Source organism: Luteolibacter yonseiensis (genome assembly GCF_016595465.1).
Taxonomy (GTDB): domain Bacteria; phylum Verrucomicrobiota; class Verrucomicrobiia; order Verrucomicrobiales; family Akkermansiaceae; genus Luteolibacter; species Luteolibacter yonseiensis.
Map to the genome: position 1 here is coordinate 731473 of NZ_JAENIK010000004.1, position 22446 is coordinate 753918.

Consider the following 22446-nt stretch of genomic DNA (forward strand, 5'->3'; position numbering starts at 1 on the left):
AGGGACTACGGGAATCCATCGGCATACCGCCGGATAATCCTGTGGTGAAAGGGCCGGTGAGGATAGTAAACATGTGAACTTGGAAAAGAGCGGCTACAAGGCGGCTTGAACGATTGGGCTGGACGGAATCTTCCTGTTCTGTGACGGATGTTAGAAGTCGGGCAAGCCATGTCTTTTTCGCCAACCTTCCGGAACCCGTATCCCGTGCACCCTCCGCCAAGGGAGCATTTCCATGGGAGCATACGCGAACTGAGTGATCGCCACTGGGGGAGTTGGGATCACCCGCCGGCCCGATGCATCGGGCGCAGGTTTTTTCTCCCTCCGATCCCGGGATTGTGAAATCCTTCCCCAGATCCTGTGACCGTCGTCCCTCCCGTCACGATCTGACTGCCGCAGCTGATCGGATCGGCCGGTAAAAAATAACATTCTTCAACTATGTTTGGTGAAAAATCAATGCTGAGATCCTGGTTCCTGCAGTTCATCGTCACGGTGGTTCTGATCACCTCGATGAATGTCTCCGCGCTGCCGCCCTCATGGTGGAGTGCGGCGGATTCCGCTGGCAAAAAGGTCATCGACACGTCGGTGACCGATCCGAACAATTACGGACCGGTCAACATCGGCCAGGCGAAGTTCGTCGCGAAGCGCGCGATCGAGGCGTTGCGGATCCATGCGCCCGTGGTGGCGGACCAGATCGAGTCCGACCTCGTGGGCAGCGGGAAGATCATCCCCAGTTGGACTGTCCCCGCCGCCGGAACGGAGGAGGCGAAAGACCAGTATTCACCATTGCAGGTCGGCCAGCTCAAGGCGATCGCGGATCCCTTCTACCGCAGGCTCAACGCCCATGACCCCGCCTGGCTGAACGCCCAGCTGCTGGCGAACATGACCAAGGATCCAGCCGACAGCGCCAACTATTTTCCCTGGACCTCCAGCACGTCGGACGACGACAACCGCGCCATCGCGACGATCGGACAGTTGAAGGCCGTGTTTTCCCTTCATTTCGATACCGTGACCGATCAGGTGCAGGTCCTCAACAGCGGCAACATGCGCCGGCTGCAGGTGGCTGGGAACCTGCTGGTGAAGGTGACCGCGCCCGACGGCACCCCGCAGTCCGGGGTCCACCTCCAGTTCACCCGGCTGAGCGGTGACGGCGGTTTCCCCGGTGGGATCACCGACACGGACCGCACCACCAACACCTCCGGCGAGGTTTCCGCCGGCGACTATCTTTCGCCCGAGGGCGACGTCATCCGGGTCTCCCTCCATACCAGCCAGGGAACCCAGACCGTCTGGCTTCCGGCGAACGTGGCCGGTCCCACCTATACCTACGTGGAAGGCGAGGGAGGGTGGAACTACTCCCCTCCGACATACAGCCATGCCACAGGCAGGGAGCCCGTGGTTCAGAAACCTCCGATAGATCCTCCCGGCGGAGCCGGGCCTGTGGAATCGATTCTCAAATATATCGATTACGATGCGACGGTGGAAACCAGATGGACATATACGCCAACGGAAGGTGAGCCTTCCTCAGGAGAAGCTAGCGCTGTGGTCGAATGGAGGCATGGCGGAATCCATAGGGTCATCAAGACTCCGGAGTATGATGAAAATGGCAATGTGGTTTCCACATCGACTGAAAATCGTCCGGATATTTTCAAGGAATCACTGAATACGGTCGTGATGGAATTCGGTGCGGCTGCATACCACATCGACGATGACGATGGGGTGTATGATAGCGCTGGGAGTGTCAGCATGATACTGACCGGAAAGCAGCCGGAAGGTTACACCCTGAAAACAAACCTTGCATATCACTGGAAAGATTACGCCGGGGTGTATGGTTTTGATCATGGAGTCAATCCTTCGCAAGTGATCGATTTGACGGACGCGGGGACGACCATTGGCATAAATATCGCCAAATCCGGAAGGTCAACTGGATGGATCGGTGCAACCATCGGACCGTTCATCAGCAGCGGACCTGGCACCCCTGACCCCGGTGACAGTGGTCTCAGCTGGGATGAACTTGAAAACAATCTGGTCAAGATCGATCCTGTGACTCCCAAGAAGCTTAATGCTGAAGTACTCTACAGTATGAGTGTCGATTCCGTCTTTGAGAGTCCACCGCGCTGGGAAATCAGCTCAAGCAACCCTAATGTATGGGTTTGTCTGATCGGCCCGGATTCGACCAAGAACGATATACAAAGGTGGGATAAAATGCCCAGCTCAAATTCAGATGAATGCGACTTTTCATTACGTCCTGGAGTTAAAATCATGAATGCCAATGGCAACGATGGGGAGAGCACGATCACGTTGAAATTTCTCACTTGGGACGGCACAACCATCGTCGAAAAGAAATTCGACGTGGCGGTCATCGGCAGCTCGGAAGACGAAGACCCTTCCTTCGAATACGGCGAACAGTCCCTGTCAAGCACCATGGCCATCGAGGAGAGCTCGGGGCCGAAGTACCGCAAAATCGCCCTCAACGGCCGTCCGATATCCGACGAGAAGCCTCAGAACGAAAACGAGAGCGACGAGGAGGATGAGGAGACCTATGTGGACGCGCTCAGCCGCGAGCTCCACCACTCCACCACGGATGTGTATGTCCCTGTCCCCGGCAGCGACCTGGCCCTGACGGTAAGGAGAAACGTGACATCGGAGATCTGGAATCCCACCTCGGACCTGCTTCCGAGGGAGGATCCGACGCTGGGCTTCGGTCCGGCGTGGCGTTCGAATTTATCCGCCAACATCAGGATCGTCGAGCAGGTCGCGCTTCCGCCCGAGGACCTCGAGGTGAAGCCCGATCCCGGCACGCTGGGTCCTCTCGTCGCACAGGTACCGGTATCGGAGCGCAAGATGCGTGGGCTTTCCCAACCCGATCCGAACTACGCGTTCGTGACGGATGAAAACGGGGCCACCCACCGCTTCGTGATCGGTTACAACTGGGGCGCCACCGGCACATCGTTCAGATACTATGTTCCGGCTCCCACCTCGGCGAATGAGAAGGATTCCCATGAGATGTCCTTGGAGGAGGAGGAAGGGAAGCTGGTTTTCAAAAAACGTCATGGCAACACCCTGGTTTTCCAGGACTGCATCCGCTTTTACACCGAACGCGTGCGGACCTTCGTCAACGGCCTGGGTTCGGGTGGTTCTCTTGCGCTGGACACCCCGGAAGAAGGAGGGGGCACTCCGAGCAAGAATGGCACCCGGGGTGCCAGGGGCAGTGGCCAGTTGCAGGACTATCGCTACCTGCGGCTGCTCTCCGTCACGGATCGGACAGGAACCTGCCTGAACTACAATTACGAAGGAGGAAAGGATATCATCCCCACGAGTATCTCCGCGAGCATCTCCGCGGCGGACCGTCCCGATCTCGCCATCCACATCAAGGCGGAGAATGGAAAGGTGAAGTCGGTTTTTGATCCTAACGGAAACGAGACCACGTACGACTATCTCACCTCATGTGGCGCGCTCTCGGAGGTGAAGGCCGGCGGGAACAGGATCGCCAAATATGGATACAAACGCTGGTATGAGCCTGACCCGAAAAAGAACGTCACCAATGCGGAAGGCGCATCGCTGCTGAGCTGGGCGACAGGCTCCGCGGGACCGTTTCAATATGAGGAAGGGACCCAGCATCTGGACGTGTTTTCCATCACGGACGCCATGGACAATACCGTGGAGTTCACCTACACGCCGGACCGGAGCCACCTGGTGGAGGCGACGAGCCGCTTCGCAGGGATAGCGGCGGGCGTTCTGTCAGACCAGGGGAAATCCACGTCGATCTATCCCGCCGCCGGCTATCCTCCGGATGTTTCCAGGATCGACCTTCCCAATGGTGGCGTCGTCCGGATCGGCAATTCTTCCTCAATCGCCGCAGCACCCGGTGGCACGGTCCTGCCGGATTCCTCGAAACACACGACGGTGCTGGATGCCGGGAACCATCGGCGCACCTACTATTGGTCGGAGTGCGTTTCCGCGCAAATCAATCAACTCCAACTTGGTTACGAGCAGCGGATGCCGGTCGGGGGGATTGATCGGCTCATCAACAAGACTCCGCAAAGCACGGGCACAACCCATAATGTCAACGCCACCGGAACGGCGTCGCTCCACACCTTTTACACGAAGATGGCGATCCTGCATGATGAGGGAGGCTCCGAGACATTCACATTCGACCATCTTGCGGGATGCGCCGTGAAGTCGGTCAAGGACTTCAGCGGGAACGAGACCCGTTTCGGCTACGGCGAGAGCTTTGTCCCTGGCGCGCCACCGCTTGCTTTCTCCCCCAAGGACGGAGGCCTCGGCACGCTCTACAGTTCGAAGCCCACCTCGCAGACCGACGCGCTCCTGCGCAGGAAGAAGTTTGTCTATGGGCAGAAAGGAATGCTCGAGCAGACGCACGACCACAACAACCACATCACGGATTACGGAGTGGATGACATGGGCCGGACGACCCGTGAACTGACCACCCACGGCGGAAACACCCTTTCCGAAACGGAGATCGCCTACCACACAAACACATCTGAAACGGTCTCCACCGCCACGGGGTTCCCCGGATTCGTCATCCGCCGCACGGTGAAAAACACCGGCGTGTTCGCCTCTTCCTCGGACCCCTCCTGGGTCCAGCCGCTGACACAGCTTTACGAGCCGGACGCGCAAGGCCGCGTCAGCCGCCAGGCGACGGACATGAACGGCAGCAACACCATCGATGCCGGCGACCTCGTCACCTCGTTCACCTACGACCGGAACGGCAACAAGCTCTCCGAGACCAATCCCTCCGGCTCCACCACCTGGTTCCGCTACGACGTGCGGAACCGCCTCACCGGCGTGACCCATCCGGACGGCACGGAGAAGAAGATCATCTACGACATCAGGGGAAAAAAGGTCCTCGAATACGACGAACGTGGCATCGCCTCGGGCTACGTTTACGACGCGCGCGGGCGGTTGACCAAGACCATCCGCGACATGAACGGCAACCTGGCGCAGACTCCCACCGGACTCACCGGCATCAATCCCGGCGTGGATATCATCACGGAGATGGTCTACAATCAGGTTGACTCGCTGGAGCAGGTCAAGGACCCGCGCGGGTATGTTTCGGTCACCGAGTACGACCACCTGCAGCGGCCGAAGAAAAAAATCACTCCCGGGCCGACGTGGCCGGTCGGCGTGGCCCCGGACGACAGCGCCGCCAACCAGGTCACCCGTCTGTTCTACGACGGACCCAATGCTGGCGCGACGAGCTTCGATGTCTCCGGCTTCAAGCCGACGAAGATCGTGGACCCGCGCGGCTACGCCAGCCTCTTCGTTTACGACGAGCTCTACCGCCTCAAGGAAAGCCGCGTCCAATACTCGCTGTCTCCCGAGCGCTATGCTGTCACGGAAAACACCTACGACTCCGTCAGCGGCGGCATCGACCACGTTTATGAGAAACGCCGGCCCGTCACGGCGGACGGCACGTCCGTCGCCGGCACATGGGGCGACCAACGCCACACCCACACCCTTTACGACGACCTCTACCGTCCCACCACTGTCACTGTTTACGATACAGGCGGAGACTCGCAAACCGCCACCGCCCGCACCGCCACCGGTCTGGTGAGGCAGACCACCCGCAGGTTGACCGCCACGGACACCGCCGTCACCGACCTGGAGTACGACCGCGCGGGACGGCTGGTGAAAACCATCGCCCCCTCAGTCCCGCTCGACGGGACCGCCACCCTCGTGCGTCCCGAGACCACCACGGTCTACAGCCCGTCCGGCGCGGTGATCGAAACGGTGGACGCCCGCAACATAAGCACTTGGTTCGTCCACGATGCTCGGGACCGCCTGATCCAGACCATCGCCCCCGCCGTTTACGATGCGGACAGCCAGCAGGACAACCGGCCCTCCATCAGCACCACCGCCTACGACAAGTCGGGCAATCCGGTGAAAACCACCAACCCGCGCGGCCACTCCACCGTCACCACCTACGACGCCGCGGACCGCGCCATCCAGGTGGCCTTACCGGCCTGCTGGGACGCCGCCACCTCCCAGGAGATCACCCCCGTCACCATCACCGGCTACGACCTGGCGGGCAACCCCATCAAGGTCAGCGACGCCAACGGATCGGCCACCGTCAACACCTACGATCCGCTCAACCGCGTCACCACCACCAAGACCAACCCCGTCGTCCCCGCCACTACCAGCACCCACGCCAACGACCAGACCGTCACCTTCGCCTGGGACAAGGTGGGGAACAAGACCACCGTGACCGACGGCCTCGGCCAGGTCACCTCGTTCGAATACGACGGAAAAAACCGCCTCATCGCCACCGTCTGGGACTCCAACGACACCACACGCCGCAAGGTCGATTCTTCCGAATACGACGCGCTGGTCAAAACCGCCAGCGTCGATCCCCGGGCAAACAGGACCGAGTACAGCTACAACGCCCGCCTGCTGCCCACCGGCAGCACCTGCGCCCAGATCCCCGACGACAACGAGACCCGCACCTACGACCACGCCGGACGCCTGCTCACGGTGAACCGCACCAGTCCGGCCGACCCGCGCAACGTCACCTACATCCACGACGCGCTGGACCGCGTGACCCGCGAAACCTCCGCCGGTTCCAATCACGACTACGGTTACGACCGCGCCGGAAACCGCACCCTCGTGCAATATTCCACCGGCCGGAAACTCGTCACCGCCTACGACAACCAGAACCGCGTCACCACCATCGACGAGCAGATCACCGGTGTTTCGGGCGTGCGCCAGACCGGCTACGAATACGACCTCGCCGGCAACGTCCTCGCCAAAACCCAGGCGAACGGCACGAAGGAATCCAACACCTACGACCCCCTCGGCCGCCGGACCTCCCAGAGCACGATGAAGGGGGCCACGCCGATCTCCAACTTCCTCTACACCTACGACCGTGTAGGCAACCTCCTCACCATCGGCGAGACCTACAGCTCGACCACCATCCCGAACCGAAACCTCACCAACACCTACGACCGTCAGAACCGCCTGCTTACCGAAAAGGCGGACACCCTCAATACCGCGCAGGCCGTCACCAAGTCCGTCCTCACCACCTACACCTACAACAAGGGGGACAGCCGGCTTACCAAGAACGTCAGGGAAACCCAGGGAGCCACCCAGATCTCCGACGTCACCGAGACCTCCGTCTACGGAGACGCGGCCAACGGCAAGAACAGCAACCAGCTCCACAGCCACACCAAGAACGGCCAGACCACCACCTACACCTACGACGCCGCCGGAAACCGCGAGGGCAGATGGGTCGGCGGCTCGCTCAAGGAAAGCTACGGCTGGGACAGCCGGAACCGCCTGACCTCCCTCACCCAGGCCAGCCCCGCCAAGACCTACGGCTACGGTTACGACTACCGCGCCCGCCGGGTCATCCGCGACGAATCGGCGGCCGGAGGCGCGAACACCACCATCTCCTTCAGCGGCGGCACCTCGGTCCTCGAAAAAACCGGCGCCACCCTCGATGTCGAATACATCCGTGGCAGCGACTACGGCGGCATCCTCTACACCATCCGCAGCGGGACGAACTCGTTCAACGCCTACAACAGCCGGGGCGACGTCGTCGCGAAAACCACCAGCGCGGGCACCGTCTCGTGGCAGGCGACCTACGAAAGCTTCGGCACCCGCACCACCGAAACCCCGACCGCCAACCCCGACCGCCAGAAAGCCAACACCAAGGAAGAGGACCCCACCGGCCTGCTCAACGAAGGCTTCCGCTACCGCGATCTGACGACGGGCTCGTTCATCTCGCGCGACCCCCTCGGCTTCGTGGACGGCCCGAACGTCTACACGTATGTGAGGCAGAATCCTTGGACGATGTTTGATCCAGAGGGATTGGAGTCCGCGAACGAAAAGAAATGGAAAGACATGGCCCATGATGAGAACCAGCCCATTCTTCCCCGGCTGGGAGCCATCGCTATGGCGGTGGGGGAAAGTCTCAATCCTTTCCGGTCGGACAGCAGTCTTCGTGAAGCCGGTCGTGGCTTGCAACAAGGTTTTGCCGAGAGCCGAGAGACATTGAAAAGAGACGCACCGCATGGGGTTCGGGAGGTTGCCCAGTTTGCGTTGGGTGTGGGCTCGGCTGGAACGGCAATGATCTCCGGCCCTGCAAGTACCGGAGATGTTAAGGACTCGATCCAACAGCAAGGATTCGTGAAAACCGCCAAGCAGATGACAACAGGTTTGGTGGATCATGCCGTCAACAATCCCGTCGAGTTCGCGGGCGAAATTCTCGCTGGCGGAGCCATGGGTAAGGCGTTGGCGGGCAAAGGTCCGGTTGCGTCTTCCGCGAGGAATATCGTAGCAGAAGGAGTCGTAGATGCCGCAAATACAGTAGCGGAGGCTGGAACTGGTTACCGTTCATTCTCCGCTTTCAAACGTGCTGAAGGGGTCGCGGGCGAAGGGCAGGCTTGGCACCACATCGTAGAGCAAACGCCCGGCAATGTGGAACGATTCGGAGCGGAAGCCATTCACAACACCGAAAATCTCGTAAGGCTACCGCACGGCCCGGGGACCATTCATAATCAAATCAGCGGATTCTATTCATCCAAGCAGCCTTTTACTGGTGGCCAAACGGTGCGCCAATGGCTTGCCCCTCAATCATTCGAGTCTCAGGCTGAGTTCGGACGAAACATCATGCAGCAATTTGGAGGAAATCCATGACCATGACAATTGACGAAATTAAAATTGCATATCGAATGCACGCCACAGCACATGGTAAAGCAACCATGACAGGGGATTATAAAGCCGCGAACCGAAGCCACGACGAACTTGTCGCTCTAGTTCCTGTGATGAGATCCTTTGGAGAGGCTGGCACAGCGGCTTTGCGCGAGCTGACAGAGGATGCAGATGAAGCAGTCGTGTGCTGGTCTGCAACGCACTTGCTAGCATCCGATGAAGGGAAGGCGCTTGGCGCATTAGAGCCCTTGGCTAGAAAACCGGGACCAATAGGCTTTAATGCAAAAATGGTTATTCAGCAGTGGAAAAAGGGCGAACTGCCCCTGCCGTAGTTCCCGATTCGTAGCGCCAATATATGTGGCAAACACCCGCAGTGAGCATGCCACCCGGTTTCATGCCAAAGCCGGACGGGCTTCTTCGGAAACGGTCCGCGGCGAAGGCGGCTTGGCTTCCATCCTATCAATCCTGACGCTTCAACTCAAGGTCCACCCATTCCATGAGCTGTCCTGCCAACCGGAGTCCGCATACCCGGCGTCTTTCGGCCATGCGGAGGATGCCGTAACAATGAGAAGCGCGACCTGTCCGGGGATGAGGTGAAATTTGAAAATTCGGACTTTGCCAGCAAGGGGTGATTTGAGAAAAGGTGCCTGTTTGTCACAAATCCGTTCCATTTTCCTGAGACTGACGATTTTCCTGCTGTTGGGATTGTCTGTGGCGACCGGCGGGCAGGTTTGCAGTCCTTCGCTGGACCGCGTGACCCGTGAAGCCTCCGCCGGTTCGGATCACCTCCACACCTACGACCGCCAGAACCGCCTGCTTACCGAAAAGGCGGACACCCTGAGCGCCGCGCAGGCCGTCACCAAAAGCGGCCTAACCACCACCTACACCTACGACGCCGCCGGCAACCGCGAGGGCAGATGGGTCGGCGGCTCGCTCAAGGAAAGCTACGGCTGGGACAGCCGGAACCGCCTGACCTCCCTCACCCAGGCCAGCCCCGCGAAGACCTACGGCTACGGTTACGACTACCGCGTCCGCCGGGTCATCCGCGACGAATCGGCGGCCGGAGGCGCGAACACCACCATCTCCTTCAGCGGCGGCACCTCGGTCCTCGAAAAAACCGGCGCCACTCTCGATGTCGAATACATCCGTGGCAGCGACTACGGCGGCGGCATCGGCGGCATCCTCTACACCATCCGCAGCGGGACGAACTCGTTCAACGCCTACAACAGCCGTGGCGACGTCGTGGCGAAAACCACCAGCGCGGGCACCGTCTCGTGGCAGGCGACCTACGAAAGCTTCGGCACCCGCACCACCGAAACCCCGACCCCCAACCCCGACCGACAGAAAGCCAACACCAAGGAAGAAGACCCCACAGGCCTGCTCAACGAAGGCTTCCGCTATCGCGATCTAACGACGGGCTCGTTCATCTCGCGAGATCCGCTGGGCTTCGTGGATGGGCCGAACGTCTACACCTATGTGAATCAGAATCCTTGGACGAAAGTCGATCCGCTGGGACTCCGGACTGCGTGGGGAATTCCAGATGATAGCAAGGAGGCCGACGATGATCGGGCAGAGCTTGATCGGCTCAAAAAGGATATTGATAATATAGGTGAAGCAGTTTCCAAGCTCGATCAAAAGGGCCCTGCCAGAGGGCGAGGTGAAGCCAGTTTCCGGATGCAGAGTCGGAATAAGCTTCTGAAATCGCTGGATCTGAAAAGCTCCCAAGCCATTTTCATCGAAGCCAAGCTGGAAGTCTATGACGCTCTCAATACTGCGGGATCCATCGTGGGGCCGAACGCGAAATTCGCGGCGGATTATCGGTTGTTGGGTGACAATCCTTTCAGCAGGGCGTTGTATCCGAACCGATTCGGGCCCGGTGATGCCGGAATTCGTGATTTCAGTGGGGAGACGTTTGCGATCGCAACACTTTTTACCCCTGTCGCATCCGTAAGGGGGCTGGTGGGTAACGCCGCAAGTACGGCAGGGCGTACAAATGCGGAGCTCGTTCAAGACATCGCAACCCGGGCTGAAGCTTGGGGCCAAAGGCAGGGACTACATGCGGCTGGAGGCGGTCCTGTTCAAGGCACCTTAAAGCACAACTATGCTGCCCGATTACTAGATCGATACCAAAGCATGTATGGCAGCCGGGGCCTACAAACAGAAGTCTCGTTCCTTAACGGAAATGCGGTTAACTACGGCACCGCTGGAAGTGTTCGCTTGGACGTGTTTGAGGCAGCTACCAGCACCGCGTGGGATTACAAATTCACGCTGCACCCCACATTAAGTCCTTCTCGAGTTCAACGTATTATCGATAATTCGCCTGTAAACACCGTAATCCCAGTTGGACCATGACCACCTTAACTGCACCGCTGAAACGCTTGATCACCTCGGACTGGAAGACAAGGTTTGAAAACTTTGGTATCTATCAGCCGATGTGGCTCGGAAGGCTTGTAGGACCTTTTTTTCAAGGAATCTGCCTTGAAAGAAATTCTGGAAATGCATCATATGTTCCAACCACTCACGTTCATTGCCTTTGTCGTGATTTCCCCGTTGTCAGTTTGACACTGGCTCAGCGGCTTCTCTCCTCAAGATCGGGTTCCGAGGAGAAAATCTCCGCACAATTTCACGAAGCACATTTTTCGGAAGCCTCAGAAAATCTAAGAAAAGCGTCTCTGTTGCCACTCGAAGGCTCGTGGGGGCTGAGAAATTTGATCGAGGCTGTTGATAGCTATCAGAAGATAGGAAATTTTGATGCCAAGTATCCCGTATCTCTTTTTGAAAGTATAGTATTGGCGGCTGCCTGGCTCGGTGAGCTTGATCAATCAGATGCTTTATTAGCAAAGTATGAAACGAGTGCCGCCGTCTGGCCAGATAACATTTTGGCTCGTTGCGGCGGGCATCGGTTGTGGGCTAATAATCTCAGAAGATTAATGGAACATCCAGAGAAGTTGCGAGAAACCGCTGAGATTAACGCTAGTAAACTAAAGGTTGTCCAATTGCCGAAGATTGATATGATCAGTGGCAACCACCCGCAGTAAGCGTACCACCCGGTTTTCATGCCAAAGCCGGACCGGTTCTTCGAGAACAGTCGGCAGCGGAAGCGATCATGCTCCTCTTCATGCTTGTTCCGCTTCATTTCGCTGCCCTATCTTGACGGACCAGACCTTGAGAACCTTGAATGCACCGATGGGACGGCGAAATTTTATTGGCTGATCCCGATCACCCAATCGGAACTTGAGTTAAAAAATGCCGAGGGTGTGGAAGCCCTTGAGGCCCGGTTCGATGCGTCCGGTTTTGACTACGCCGGGCCTGCAAGAGAGGGTGTTGTCTGAGGTCTTCAATTCTCTTTCGACGCCGTGCGATGAATGTGGATCGACACAAAAAACCCTGCAACCTTGTGAGTTGCAGGGTTTTGAGAGTGGTACACCCGAAGGGATTCGAACCCCTGGCCTTCTGATTCGTAGTCAGACGCTCTATCCAGCTGAGCTACGGGTGCCTTGCGCCAAGCGCGGGGCGGAAAGAAGCGGTTTTTTTCGGCGGGTGTCAAGATTTTCGGCAGGAAAAATCGACATTCTTGCAAAATCTCCCCCATGGACGCCCATCCTTGCGTGATGTAGCGTCCGTCCATGCAAGATCGGGTGGAGATGTGGCGCACTTTTCGGAGGATCATCACCGTCTCGGCCATCATTGGCGGGGTTTGGCTTCTGGTGGTGAAGCCTGCGGAAAGGTTGCTCTCCACCACCACCCACCGGATCGAGCGGGGGCTGAAGGAAGTGCTGGGGGCGATCACGAACACCGATACCCGTGTGGTGGAGGGACGTGCGGAGATTGTCGAATCCGCCGAGATCTCGGAGCTCGCGCTGCTGGACATGCGGATGAGCGCCACCCGGACGATCGAAAAATCCGCGGAGCTGTCCGGCATCATCCCGCTCGGGACAAAGAAGCTGATCGTGCGCGGCCACTATCAGGTGAAGGGCGGTTACCGCCTCAAGGACGGTGTTTCACTGCGGATGGTGAACGGCAGGCCCGTCGCGAATTTCCCCAAGCCGGAAATCCTGTCCGTGGAGCTCATCGATTATGACGTCCTGAGTGAGGACAGCGGCTGGTTGAACAAGATCCAGCCGACGGACCGGGCGCAGATTCTCAGGGAATTGCGGAACCAGATGCGCGAGGAAGCGGAAAGGAGCGGCATGCTCAATACGGTGGAGAGCTCGCTCCGCACCCGCCTGCGCGACCTGATGGGCGCGCAGGATGTCACCATCGAGCAATCCCTGCCGTAGCAACGGGGTGCCGCCGCAGGTTCACCAGTGCGACAACCTCACCACGGCCCTTTGCAAAAGGGTTTCCAGCAGTGCGGCTTCGCCATGGCTCAGAGGAAGCGTGATTTTCCTCAAGGACTTGTCAGCGGCGTGTTGGCGGGAAATGCCCAGCAGGTAGGGCGCGCGATCGGGATTGTCCTGGCGGGTCAGTTCGAACGCGCTGTTGGCCCGCTCGGACTGGTGGAACAGCTTCGCCTGCGGCATGCGGCCTTGCAACACAGCGATGATGGTGCCGATGTCCGCCAGCCCCCATTTCATGGTGATCTTGTTTTCCCAGTCGAACTGCTTCTCGCCGGACTGGTTCGCCGCATCCACAAAAACCGACGCCTTGGCCACGTTCAACCCGAAGCGGACGACACCGCCCGTGCCACGGGAGTTTGGCTTGTAAATCGGATATTCCGTGGTGCGTTCGGCGACGGCGGACGAGTCGGAGGCTGGATCGGTCATGGGAGCACGGTCTGTTTGATACCTCATGTAAGAGAGATGATTTTACAAAATCCGCAAGCAAAAACTGTTCGCAAGAACATTTTCTAAAGAACAGTTGGAAGGGCATTTTTTCTGATCCATGAAATCAATCTTGGCCCGTCGCACGCGCCACTCCAAGTTCACCCCAGTGAACGCCCGTGTGCTGATAGACGGACCCTCGGAGCTCGTCTTCGACTACGCCATTCCGGCGGGTCTCGACGTGCGCCCGGGCTGCCGCGTCCGCATCCCGCTGCGGCGGAAGTCCGCGACCGGCACCGTGCTTTCCACCGTCGAACCCGAACAGGCGGATTTCGCCCTGCGGGAGCTGGAGTCGCTTATCGACCCCGAGCCGCTCATCACGCCCGTCCTGCTGCGGACCGCGGACTGGATCGCCCGTTATTACGGTTCCAGCATCGAGTCCGTCATCCGCTCGGTCCTGCCGGAGGGGGTCCGGTCCGAGGAAAATTCGGCGAAGACCCGTCGTGTCGCGGTGGTGGATGGAGCCGCTCCGCCCGAGGTGATGGCGAAGCTGGAAAAGCGTGCTCCGCGCCAGTTCGCCATCCTTTCGTTGCTGGCCCATGCGCCGGGTTTCCGGTTGGCCGTCGCCGATCTGGGGGATGGCAACGCGGCCGCGTTGAAAGCCATGGAGAAAGCGGGCCTGCTGCGGCTCGAAACAGAGGAAATCCGCCGCGATCCGGATGCCGACAATGTCGAGGAAATCCTGGAATCCAAACCGCTCTCCCTCAATGCCGGCCAGGCCGCCGCGCTGGATGTCGTCCTGTCAGCCGTCGCGGATCCGGAGAAGGCCCGGCCCATCCTCTTGTTAGGCGTCACGGGTTCGGGTAAAACCGAGGTTTACCTGCAGGCCGCGCGGCGTGCCCTCGACCTCGGAAAGACCGTGCTGGTGTTGGTCCCGGAAATCTCGCTGACCCCCCAGACCGTCCGCCGGTTCAAGTCCCGTTTCGCGGCCATGCAGGATCAGGTGGCGGTGCTGCATTCGAACCTTTCGCAAGGCGAGCGTTTCGACGAGTGGCACCGCATCCGCAAGGGGAGGGCGCGCATTGTCATCGGCGCCCGGTCCGCCGTGTTCGCGCCGCTGCCCGAACTCGGACTGATCCTGGTGGATGAGGAGCACGAAAACACCTACAAGCAGGAAAACGTGCCGCGTTATCATGGGCGCGATGTGGCGGTGCTGCGAGCGGCGTTCGAGCCATGCGCCATCGTATTGGGTTCCGCCACGCCGTCGTTGGAATCCTGGAACAACACACTCATTGGAAAATACGAATTGCTCAGGCTCGACCAGCGTGCCGACGGCCAATCCATGCCGCTCGTCCGGGTCGTGGACATGCGGCTGGAGCAGACCAAGCACAAGGGTGGTCCGGCCATCCTGTCGGACAAGCTCCGCACCGCTCTCGAGCAACGGTTGGAAAAAGGCGAGCAATCGATCCTTTTCCTCAACCGCCGCGGCTTCGCCAGATCGCTCCAGTGCACCGCCTGCGGCCATGTCTGCCAGTGTCCGCATTGTGCCGTCGCGCTCACCTACCACCGGACGGACGAGCGGCTCGTCTGTCATGTCTGCGGCTATCAATCCATCGTCCCGCGCAAATGCCCCGAGTGCCGGGACCCCGGGATCCTGCTTCAAGGCTACGGCACACAGAAGGTGGAGGAGGTCATGGCGAAGGTTTTTCCACAAGCGAAGTTCGCGCGCATCGATGCGGACGCGATGCGCCGGAAGAACGCCCTGCGTGATACCCTGGCGGCCTTCAAGGCCCACAAGATCGACATCCTGATCGGCACACAGATGATCGCCAAGGGACTGCATTTTCCGAATGTCACCCTCGTCGGCATATTGAATGCGGATCTCGGCCTGCATGTTCCGGATTTCCGTGCCGGTGAGCGCACCTTCCAGCTCATCACCCAGGTCGCGGGGCGGGCGGGGCGGGGGGATCTCGAGGGCGAGGTGATCGTGCAAACCTTCACCCCGCACTCCCCCTCCATCCAGTTCGCCCGCAAGCATGACTTCGATGGTTATTCCGAACAGGAAATGGAATTCCGCCGCCAGTTCTCCTTTCCGCCCTACGCCCACTGCGCGGTCCTTACCAGCCGCTCCACCCATGAGCGCCGGGCTGAGTTCACGCTCCAGACCCTGCATCTCCGCCTGGCGGAAGATCTGCCGCCCGGCATCACACTGGGGGAGGTCCTGCCCTCGCCCCTCATCCGCTCCCACGGGCAGTTCCGCTTCCAGATCACCCTGCGTTCCCACCGCGCCCGTCCGCTCACACGGCACGTCCAGCAGATCCTGGCAAAAACCACCCTGCCGGAGGATGTCACCGTCGTCTTCGACATGGATGCGCTGAATTTTTCCTGAAACTCCATGTTGGAAAGCATCCATATCCGTGGTTACCGGTCGCTCCGTGACTTCCGGCTGAGGTTCGGCGGTGTGACTGTCGTGACCGGGCAGAACGGCGTGGGAAAATCGAACCTCTATCGCGCCTTGGCCATGATCCAGCGCATGGCGGACGGGCGGTTTGCCGAAGCCATCGCGGATGAAGGGGGGATGCCCGGGATGCTGTGGGCGGGCAGGCGGCGCAAGGATGAGGCTCTCCGCATCCTGTGGAATCTCGCGGACACGGATTTCGAATATGAGATCGACTGCGGCCTGATTCCCACCACTCCGGGCGATCCAACCAGATTCCGGACCGATCCTGATGTGAAGTCCGAGACCCTGCGATTTTCCGCATCCAGGAGCCGTGTCATGGCACATCGGAAGGGGCCGGTCATCGAATTGCGGAATCCGGAGGGGAAGATGGAAACCTCGCCGCTACCGTTGTTTTTCCCCGAGTCCATGCTTTCCGAAGTGCGTGACGCGAACCGTTTCCCCGCGCTGGCGGCGGCCCGCGAAACTTTCCTCGCATGGCGGTTCTATCATCAGTTCCGCAGCGATGCGGATTCACCGATGCGTCGTCCGCGTGTCGGTTTCTGGTCGCCCGTACTAACCCACGACGGAGCGAATCTGGCCGCCACCTTGCAGACCATCCGAGAGTCCGGAAAGGGAGCGGAGCTGGATGAAATCGTCGACCAAGCCTTTCCCGGAATCGGTTGGGAGGCGGTGGATGCGGAAGGACGGTTCCAGCTCCAGATCATCAAGCCGGAGCTCAAACGCGGTTTCCAAGCGAGCGAACTCTCGGATGGTACCCTGCGGTTTTTCTGTCTTTGTGCCGCATTTCTAACGGAAAAACTTCCGCCACTCCTCATTCTCAACGAGCCGGAAACGAGCCTCCATGCGGATCTCATCGCTCCGCTGGCCGATCTCATTTCCCGCACACCGGTATCCACCCAGCTTCTCATCGTCACCCATTCACAAGCGCTCGCCCGGGAAATCGCGGAACGCAGGGAGGCTCGGGTGGTCGAGCTGGTCAGCTACGAGGGTGAGACCCGTCCTGCGGATGAAGCCGGTGCGAAACGTGTCTGGACCTTCGGTGGGTGAAGGATCCCGGCTGGTTCCATGAGTGGTCGCTTGCAAAGAAAACCGGACTGCGGTTCATTCGGCGGATGAGAAAGATCTTCCTGTGTCTGCCCCTCGTGCTTCCCTTTGTAGTGATCAGTTGCGGCGGCGGGGGCTACGGCAGCGTCGGGTTGCCGGATGCTCCCAAGATCGTCAACGTTTCCTCTTATGACCCGAAGGAGAAACAACGTTCCGGTGATTCGTTCTCTTCGACCGATGTCTCCGCTCTGAAGCGGAACGGCTCTCACGGCCTCATCGCGCGCTGCGGAAAAGGCAGGGCGCTGGATGAGAAGTGCGCGGATTTCCTTCATTCTGCCGAGCGGGAGGGCATGATGCTTGGATCCTATTATTTCGTCCTCAAGGGAGTGGACCCGGTCTGGCAGGCGGACCAATACATCAGCCGCCTGAGGCAGATCGCGCCGGGAAGGAAAATTCTGTTGGTGGGGGACTTCGATACCAAGTCGAGCCCGGCGGATCTGGTGAAGTTCATTGACCGGGTCGAGAAGCTGACGGGGGTGACACCTGTCATCTATCTGGAAAACAGCGACCGGCTGCGGTCGTCGCTCCGCAACGCCACGCCCGCACAGAAGCGGCGCATCAGCGACTGTCCTTACTGGATCGCGCTCTACTCGCATGACGGTGGATTCGAAACCCCGGAACACCTCATGAAAGCCTATGACGTGTGGGACGACTGGGCGATCTGGCAATATGCGGGTGTCGAGTGGTCCAGACGTTCCGTTTCCAAGCACTATCACCACGGGCCGTGGAAATCTCCCGAGTATTTCGGTTCGATGGACCGCCCGTTGGAGCATAATGCCTTCAATGGCGACATCGGTGACCTGAAGGAATTCTGGGCGGATCACTCATGGGTCGTGCGCTGACAGTCGCCGGGCGGGATTTCCAAGCCTTCCGCGAAGCGCGGATTAGCCCGTCCCTTGTCCGCCGCATCAGCCTTGCGTGGCGGTGACGGAAACTCTACGAAACTCGAGGTGTCCGACGAATCCCTGAAAAATCACCCGAAAATCTGGAAATGGCGGCTGGAATGGCTCGGCCAGACCGGGTTTGAAAAGCTGGCGGGTATTCTTCCCGGGCGGTGGGCGTTCCGCTTGGGCGAGGTCTTGGGCGGTCTCGCCTGGTATTTCATGAGGGAGCGGAGACAGATCGTCATGCGGAACCTGCGCATCGCGTTTTACGGTGAGCGGGATCTCCCGGCGTTGCGGCGCCTGGCACGTGATTCGTTCCGCCGCACGGCAGCGAACCTCCTGTCCGCGCTTCATACCGCAAGCCTCCCCGTGGACCAGGTCGGGAAAATTCTCAGCGTTGAGAATCCGGAGCTTCTGGAAAAGGCGCTTTCCGACAGCCGGGGCCTCGTGTTCATGCCGTCGCACATGGGCAATTGGGAGATCCTCACCCGGATGAACCGGATGTTTCCCCCCGGACATGCATCGGGCGCGTTCTACCGGCCGTTGAACAATCCGCTGCTGAACGAGCGGGTGGTCGCCCAGCGGGAAGTCGACGGGACGCGGTTGTTCTCGAAAAACGACAGCCTTCACAACGTCACCGGATTTCTTCGTGAGGGCAGCCTGATCGGGATCCTGGCGGACCAGCGTGTCGGCATGCAGGGGGAGCCCGTGCGGTTTTTCGGCAGACTCACACGGGCCAGTCCGTTGCCGAGCCTCATGGCCCGCCGCAGCAAGAGCGCGGTGCTCACCATGTCCCTCATTACCGATCCGCCCGGAAGATGGCGCGTCATCTATCACCCGGTGGACCGCCCGCTCAAGACGGCGGACTGCATGAGATCGCTGGAAATCGCGATGAAGGCCAGTCCGGTCGACGTGTTCTGGCTGCAGGAGCGGTGGAAGGTCTATATCAACCGCAGGCGCACCATCCGTGAGTGGCTGGGTCCCGATCCGTGCGGAGAGGGCAAGCCGCACCGCGCGCTGCTTTGGCTTTCCGGTGCGCCCGCGGACTGGCGGCTTCCCAAAGAGTGGACCCACCCGGATGTCATTTATGAAATCGTGCTGGCTCCGGGGCAGGCCCGGCCGTCATGGTCCACCGGAGAGGAAATCATCCACACGGCGCCGGTCACGAATGATCGCAGGAAGCTGGGGAAATCCCTCGTCGCGATTGATGAAAGCCATGCCCTGCCCGTTGACTACATCCTGACCGCCGCCGCGTCCGAAACCCTGAAGAAAGCCAGCGATCGGGAATCAATCCCGCTTGTCTCTCTGCCCCATCCATCATGAAAGTCATCCAGATCTTACCCGAGCTGAATTCCGGCGGTGTGGAGCGAGGGACCTTGGAAATCGCGTCCTATCTCGTCCGGGAAGGTCACGAGGCCGTCGTCGTCTCCAATGGCGGCCGCCTCGTGGAGGAATTGGAACGTTCCGGCGCGCGGCATGTCGCGATGCCGATCCACCGCAAGAGCCTCGCGACCTTGTTACAGGTGGGACACCTGCGGAGTCTCCTCACCCGCGAGGCCCCGGACGTCATCCACATCCGGTCACGCGTGCCCGGCTGGGTGACCTGGCTTGCCTGGCGGAGCATGGACCCGGCCACGCGGCCGCGTCTGGTCAGCACCGTGCATGGATTCTACTCAGTGAACCCCTATTCCTCCATTATGGCGAAGGGGGAACGGGTGATCGCCGTATCCCGCTGCATCCGGGAGTACATCCTGGAAAACTATCCGAAAACCGATGCTGGGAAAATCCGGGTGATCCCGCGGGGCATCGAACCGGAAAAATATTTTCCCGAATACAGCGCCCCCGCCGGCTGGCTGGCGGAATGGCGTGCCGCGCACCCCGGTCTGGCCGGGAAATGCGTGCTGCTGCTGCCCGGCCGGATCACGCGTCTCAAGGGACACGATGACTTCTTCAGGCTGGTCGCCGCATTGAAAGAAGCCGGAGTTCCCGTCCATGGCCTCGTCGCCGGCGACACCCACGCGAAAAAGCACGCGTATATGGATGAACTGCGGGCCACCGTGGAGCGCCTCGGCATCGGGTCCGAACTGACGTTTCTCGGCCACCGCGGCGACATCCGCGAGGTGATGACGGTGAGCGACATCGTCTTCGCGCTTTCCCAGCAGCCCGAGTCCTTCGGGCGCACCGTGCTGGAGGCGCTGGCGCTCGGCAAGAGGGTCGTTGGCTATGATTGCGGCGGGGTGGGGGAACTTTTGGGAGAATTGTTTCCCCCCGGCCGGGTGGCCTTGGGAGACACCGCATCGCTGTTGGAGGTCACCCGCCGGGTCATCGCCGCCCGGCCTGCTCCCGCGGCCGTCGGCGAACCCTTCACACTGGAGGCGATGTGCCGGTCCACACTGGACGTCTATTGCGAGCTCGGGCGCTGATTTTTTTCCTATCCATCGCCCGGCTCCCCGTGGCATCCCTTGGGAAGCTTCATGAATCACATCGCCATCGTCGGTCTGGGCTACGTCGGCCTCCCGCTCACCCTTCAATTCGCCCGCTCGGGTGCCACGGTTCTCGGGCTGGACATCGACTCCCGGAAAATCGACGCGATCAACGCAGGACAGAGCTACATCAAGCACGTTGCCGCCGGCGAGATCGCCGCGCAGACCGCCGCCGGGAAGCTGGAGGCGTCCACGGATTTTTCCCGGGTCGCCGGAGTGGATGCCGTGATCCTCTGTGTTCCCACGCCTCTCAACCATTTCCGCGAACCCGACCTCAGCTATGTGTTGGACACGGGCAGGGCCATCGCTCCCTTCCTGAAAAAAGGCACGCTGGTCGTCCTGGAGTCCACCACCTACCCCGGCACGACGGATGGCGAGCTTCGCGAGGTTCTGGAGTCCGGCTCCGGGCTCACCGCCGGCACGGATTTCCATCTCGCGTTTTCTCCCGAGCGCGAGGATCCCGGCAATCCCGATAGCAAGGTCGCCCACATTCCCAAGGTCGTGGGTGGCCTGACACCGGCTTGTTTGGACCGGGCTCTCGCGCTTTATGGCCTGGCGATCCACCAGCTGGTGCCCGTCAGCTCGTGCCGGGTGGCGGAGGCGACGAAGCTGTTGGAGAACATTTTCCGCTCGGTGAACATCGCCTTGGTGAATGAACTCAAGCTCGTTTACGGGGCCATGGACATCGACATCTGGGAAGTCATCGAGGCTGCGAAAACCAAGCCCTTCGGCTTCATGCCATTCTATCCCGGCCCGGGCCTCGGCGGGCACTGCATCCCGATCGACCCTTTCTACCTGACTTGGAAAGCCCGCGAATTCGGCCAGCACACCCGCTTCATCGAACTGGCGGGCGAGATCAACACCGCCATGCCCGATCATGTCGTCAAGGTCGCCTTCGAGGCGCTCAATGGCGAGGGCAAGTCCGTGAAGAACTCGCGGATCCTCATTCTCGGCCTCGCCTACAAGGCGAACGTCGATGACGATCGCGAATCGCCCACCTACAAGCTCATCGAAAAATTCGAAGCACTTGGAGCGACCGTCGCCTATCATGATCCGCATGTCCCCGTCATCCCGCTGACCCGGGAGCACGCGGCCTACGCGGGCCGGAAATCCGAGGCGGCCATCACGCCTGACCACGACCTCATCGTCCTCGCCACCGGCCACGACGAATACAAGACCTTCGATTTTTCCGCATTCCCCATCCCGCTCGTGGACACCCGCAACGCGGTGACATGCAAGCCGGCCAAATATTTCAAAGCCTGACCGGATGTCCACCAAGCTGATCCTGTGCATGAAGTGGGGAACCGTTTACGGCCCCGAGTATGTGAACATCCTTCATGCCATGGTGGCACGGAACATCACCGGCCCTTTCAAGGTCGTTTGTTTCACCGATGATCCCACCGGTGTCCGTGAGGAGGTCTTGTGCCGCCCGCTGCCTCCGCTCGGCTGTGAAATCCCGCCGGACGTGCCCGGAAAATGGCCCAAGGTCGCCCTGTGGAGCAAGGATCTGGACGGGCTGGAAGGACTCGCGCTTTTCATCGACCTGGACTCGGTGATCGTCTCGAACATCGACGGCTATTTCAGCCATGGAAATCCCGAGGACGTCATCACCGCCCGCAACTGGGTGCGGCCCTTCAGCAAGGCCGGGCAGACATCCGTGTTCCGTTTCCAGGTGGGACGGCATCCGTACATGCTGGAGAACCTCCAGGCGGATCCGGCCAACCTCTCGCGGAAATACCAGTTCGAGCAAAACTACGTCACCGCGGGCATCCACGGTGGCATCAGGTTCTGGCCACCGGAGTGGACCAAACATTTCGGCCTCCACTCCATGGGCATCTGGCCGCTGCGTTACCTGCGGCCGCCTGTCCTGCCCGCCGGTGTGAAAATCGTCACCTTCCCCGGCAGGCCCAAGCCGCCCGATGCGATCGCCGGCCGTTGGTCGGGAAACTCGCAGCCACGCCGCCCGCTTGAACAACTGCGGTGGGTTTGGAACGCGCGCAAAACCGAAAAAAACTGGCGCAGGCACTTCTCACGGTTCGTCCTGCCTTCCGCCTGGGTGGCCGAGCACTGGCGGGAGTGAATGC

The 22446-nt window shown here is 60.1% G+C and carries 14 protein-coding genes and 1 tRNA gene; 13 read left to right on the plus strand and 2 right to left on the minus strand.

Features of this window, described 5'->3' with window-relative positions; all coding sequences use genetic code 11:
* The first annotated feature begins 453 nt into the window (after window positions 1-453).
* The 5 genes from JIN84_RS04675 to JIN84_RS04695 all read left to right on the plus strand — a co-directional run bounded on the left by JIN84_RS04675 (window position 454) and on the right by JIN84_RS04695 (window position 11999).
* Window positions 454-8652 carry an RHS repeat domain-containing protein gene (locus JIN84_RS04675; protein ID WP_200349845.1) on the plus strand — a complete coding sequence of 2733 codons (8199 nt, stop codon included), beginning with the start codon at window positions 454-456 and terminating at the stop codon, window positions 8650-8652.
* A gap of 2 nt (window positions 8653-8654) precedes the next feature.
* Window positions 8655-8999 carry a hypothetical protein gene (locus tag JIN84_RS04680; protein ID WP_200349846.1) on the plus strand — a complete coding sequence of 115 codons (345 nt, stop codon included), beginning with the start codon at window positions 8655-8657 and terminating at the stop codon, window positions 8997-8999.
* Between the two features lie 319 nt (window positions 9000-9318).
* Window positions 9319-11019, plus strand: a complete 1701-nt coding sequence (locus JIN84_RS04685; protein WP_200349847.1) for an RHS repeat domain-containing protein — start codon at window positions 9319-9321, stop codon at window positions 11017-11019.
* The gene (locus JIN84_RS04690; RefSeq protein ID WP_200349848.1) at window positions 11016-11705 is read left to right on the plus strand and encodes a hypothetical protein; all 690 of its coding nucleotides are present in this window, start codon (window positions 11016-11018) and stop codon (window positions 11703-11705) included. Before JIN84_RS04685 ends, JIN84_RS04690 begins: the two co-directional genes overlap by 4 nt.
* Before the next feature lie 18 nt (window positions 11706-11723).
* Window positions 11724-11999 carry a suppressor of fused domain protein gene (locus JIN84_RS04695; protein WP_200349849.1) on the plus strand — a complete coding sequence of 92 codons (276 nt, stop codon included), beginning with the start codon at window positions 11724-11726 and terminating at the stop codon, window positions 11997-11999.
* An 87-nt stretch (window positions 12000-12086) separates the two neighbouring features.
* Here the strand turns inward: JIN84_RS04695 and JIN84_RS04700 are convergent.
* A tRNA-Arg gene (locus tag JIN84_RS04700) sits at window positions 12087-12163 on the minus strand.
* A gap of 148 nt (window positions 12164-12311) precedes the next feature.
* Here JIN84_RS04700 and JIN84_RS04705 point away from each other — a divergent pair.
* Window positions 12312-12947 carry a DUF4230 domain-containing protein gene (locus tag JIN84_RS04705; protein ID WP_200349850.1) on the plus strand — a complete coding sequence of 212 codons (636 nt, stop codon included), beginning with the start codon at window positions 12312-12314 and terminating at the stop codon, window positions 12945-12947.
* A gap of 21 nt (window positions 12948-12968) precedes the next feature.
* On the opposite strand, the gene JIN84_RS04710 is transcribed toward JIN84_RS04705, so the two are convergent.
* Complete coding sequence (locus JIN84_RS04710) at window positions 12969-13433, minus strand: hypothetical protein (protein ID WP_200349851.1); 465 nt, start codon at window positions 13431-13433, stop codon at window positions 12969-12971.
* Between the two features lie 118 nt (window positions 13434-13551).
* Between JIN84_RS04710 and priA the strand changes: the two genes are divergently transcribed.
* The 7 genes from priA to JIN84_RS04745 all read left to right on the plus strand — a co-directional run bounded on the left by priA (window position 13552) and on the right by JIN84_RS04745 (window position 22442).
* On the plus strand, window positions 13552-15819 hold the full coding sequence (priA, locus tag JIN84_RS04715; protein ID WP_200349852.1) for a replication restart helicase PriA: 2268 nt from the start codon (window positions 13552-13554) through the stop codon (window positions 15817-15819).
* A 6-nt stretch (window positions 15820-15825) separates the two neighbouring features.
* Entirely contained in the window at window positions 15826-16938 is a 1113-nt protein-coding gene (locus JIN84_RS04720) for an AAA family ATPase (protein WP_200349853.1), read from the plus strand.
* Window positions 16939-17003: 65 nt separating this feature from the next.
* Window positions 17004-17837: a GH25 family lysozyme gene (locus tag JIN84_RS04725; protein ID WP_200349854.1), complete on the plus strand. Its 834-nt coding sequence runs from the start codon at window positions 17004-17006 to the stop codon at window positions 17835-17837.
* 54 nt (window positions 17838-17891) lie between these two features.
* Complete coding sequence (locus JIN84_RS04730; protein WP_200349855.1) at window positions 17892-19202, plus strand: lysophospholipid acyltransferase family protein; 1311 nt, start codon at window positions 17892-17894, stop codon at window positions 19200-19202.
* On the plus strand, window positions 19199-20302 hold the full coding sequence (locus JIN84_RS04735) for a glycosyltransferase family 4 protein (protein WP_200349856.1): 1104 nt from the start codon (window positions 19199-19201) through the stop codon (window positions 20300-20302). The genes JIN84_RS04730 and JIN84_RS04735 overlap by 4 nt, the downstream gene beginning before the upstream one ends.
* A 51-nt stretch (window positions 20303-20353) precedes the next feature.
* Window positions 20354-21625, plus strand: a complete 1272-nt coding sequence (locus tag JIN84_RS04740) for a nucleotide sugar dehydrogenase (protein WP_200349857.1) — start codon at window positions 20354-20356, stop codon at window positions 21623-21625.
* A gap of 4 nt (window positions 21626-21629) precedes the next feature.
* Window positions 21630-22442: a glycosyl transferase gene (locus JIN84_RS04745; RefSeq protein WP_200349858.1), complete on the plus strand. Its 813-nt coding sequence runs from the start codon at window positions 21630-21632 to the stop codon at window positions 22440-22442.
* The last annotated feature ends 4 nt before the right edge of the window (window positions 22443-22446 follow it).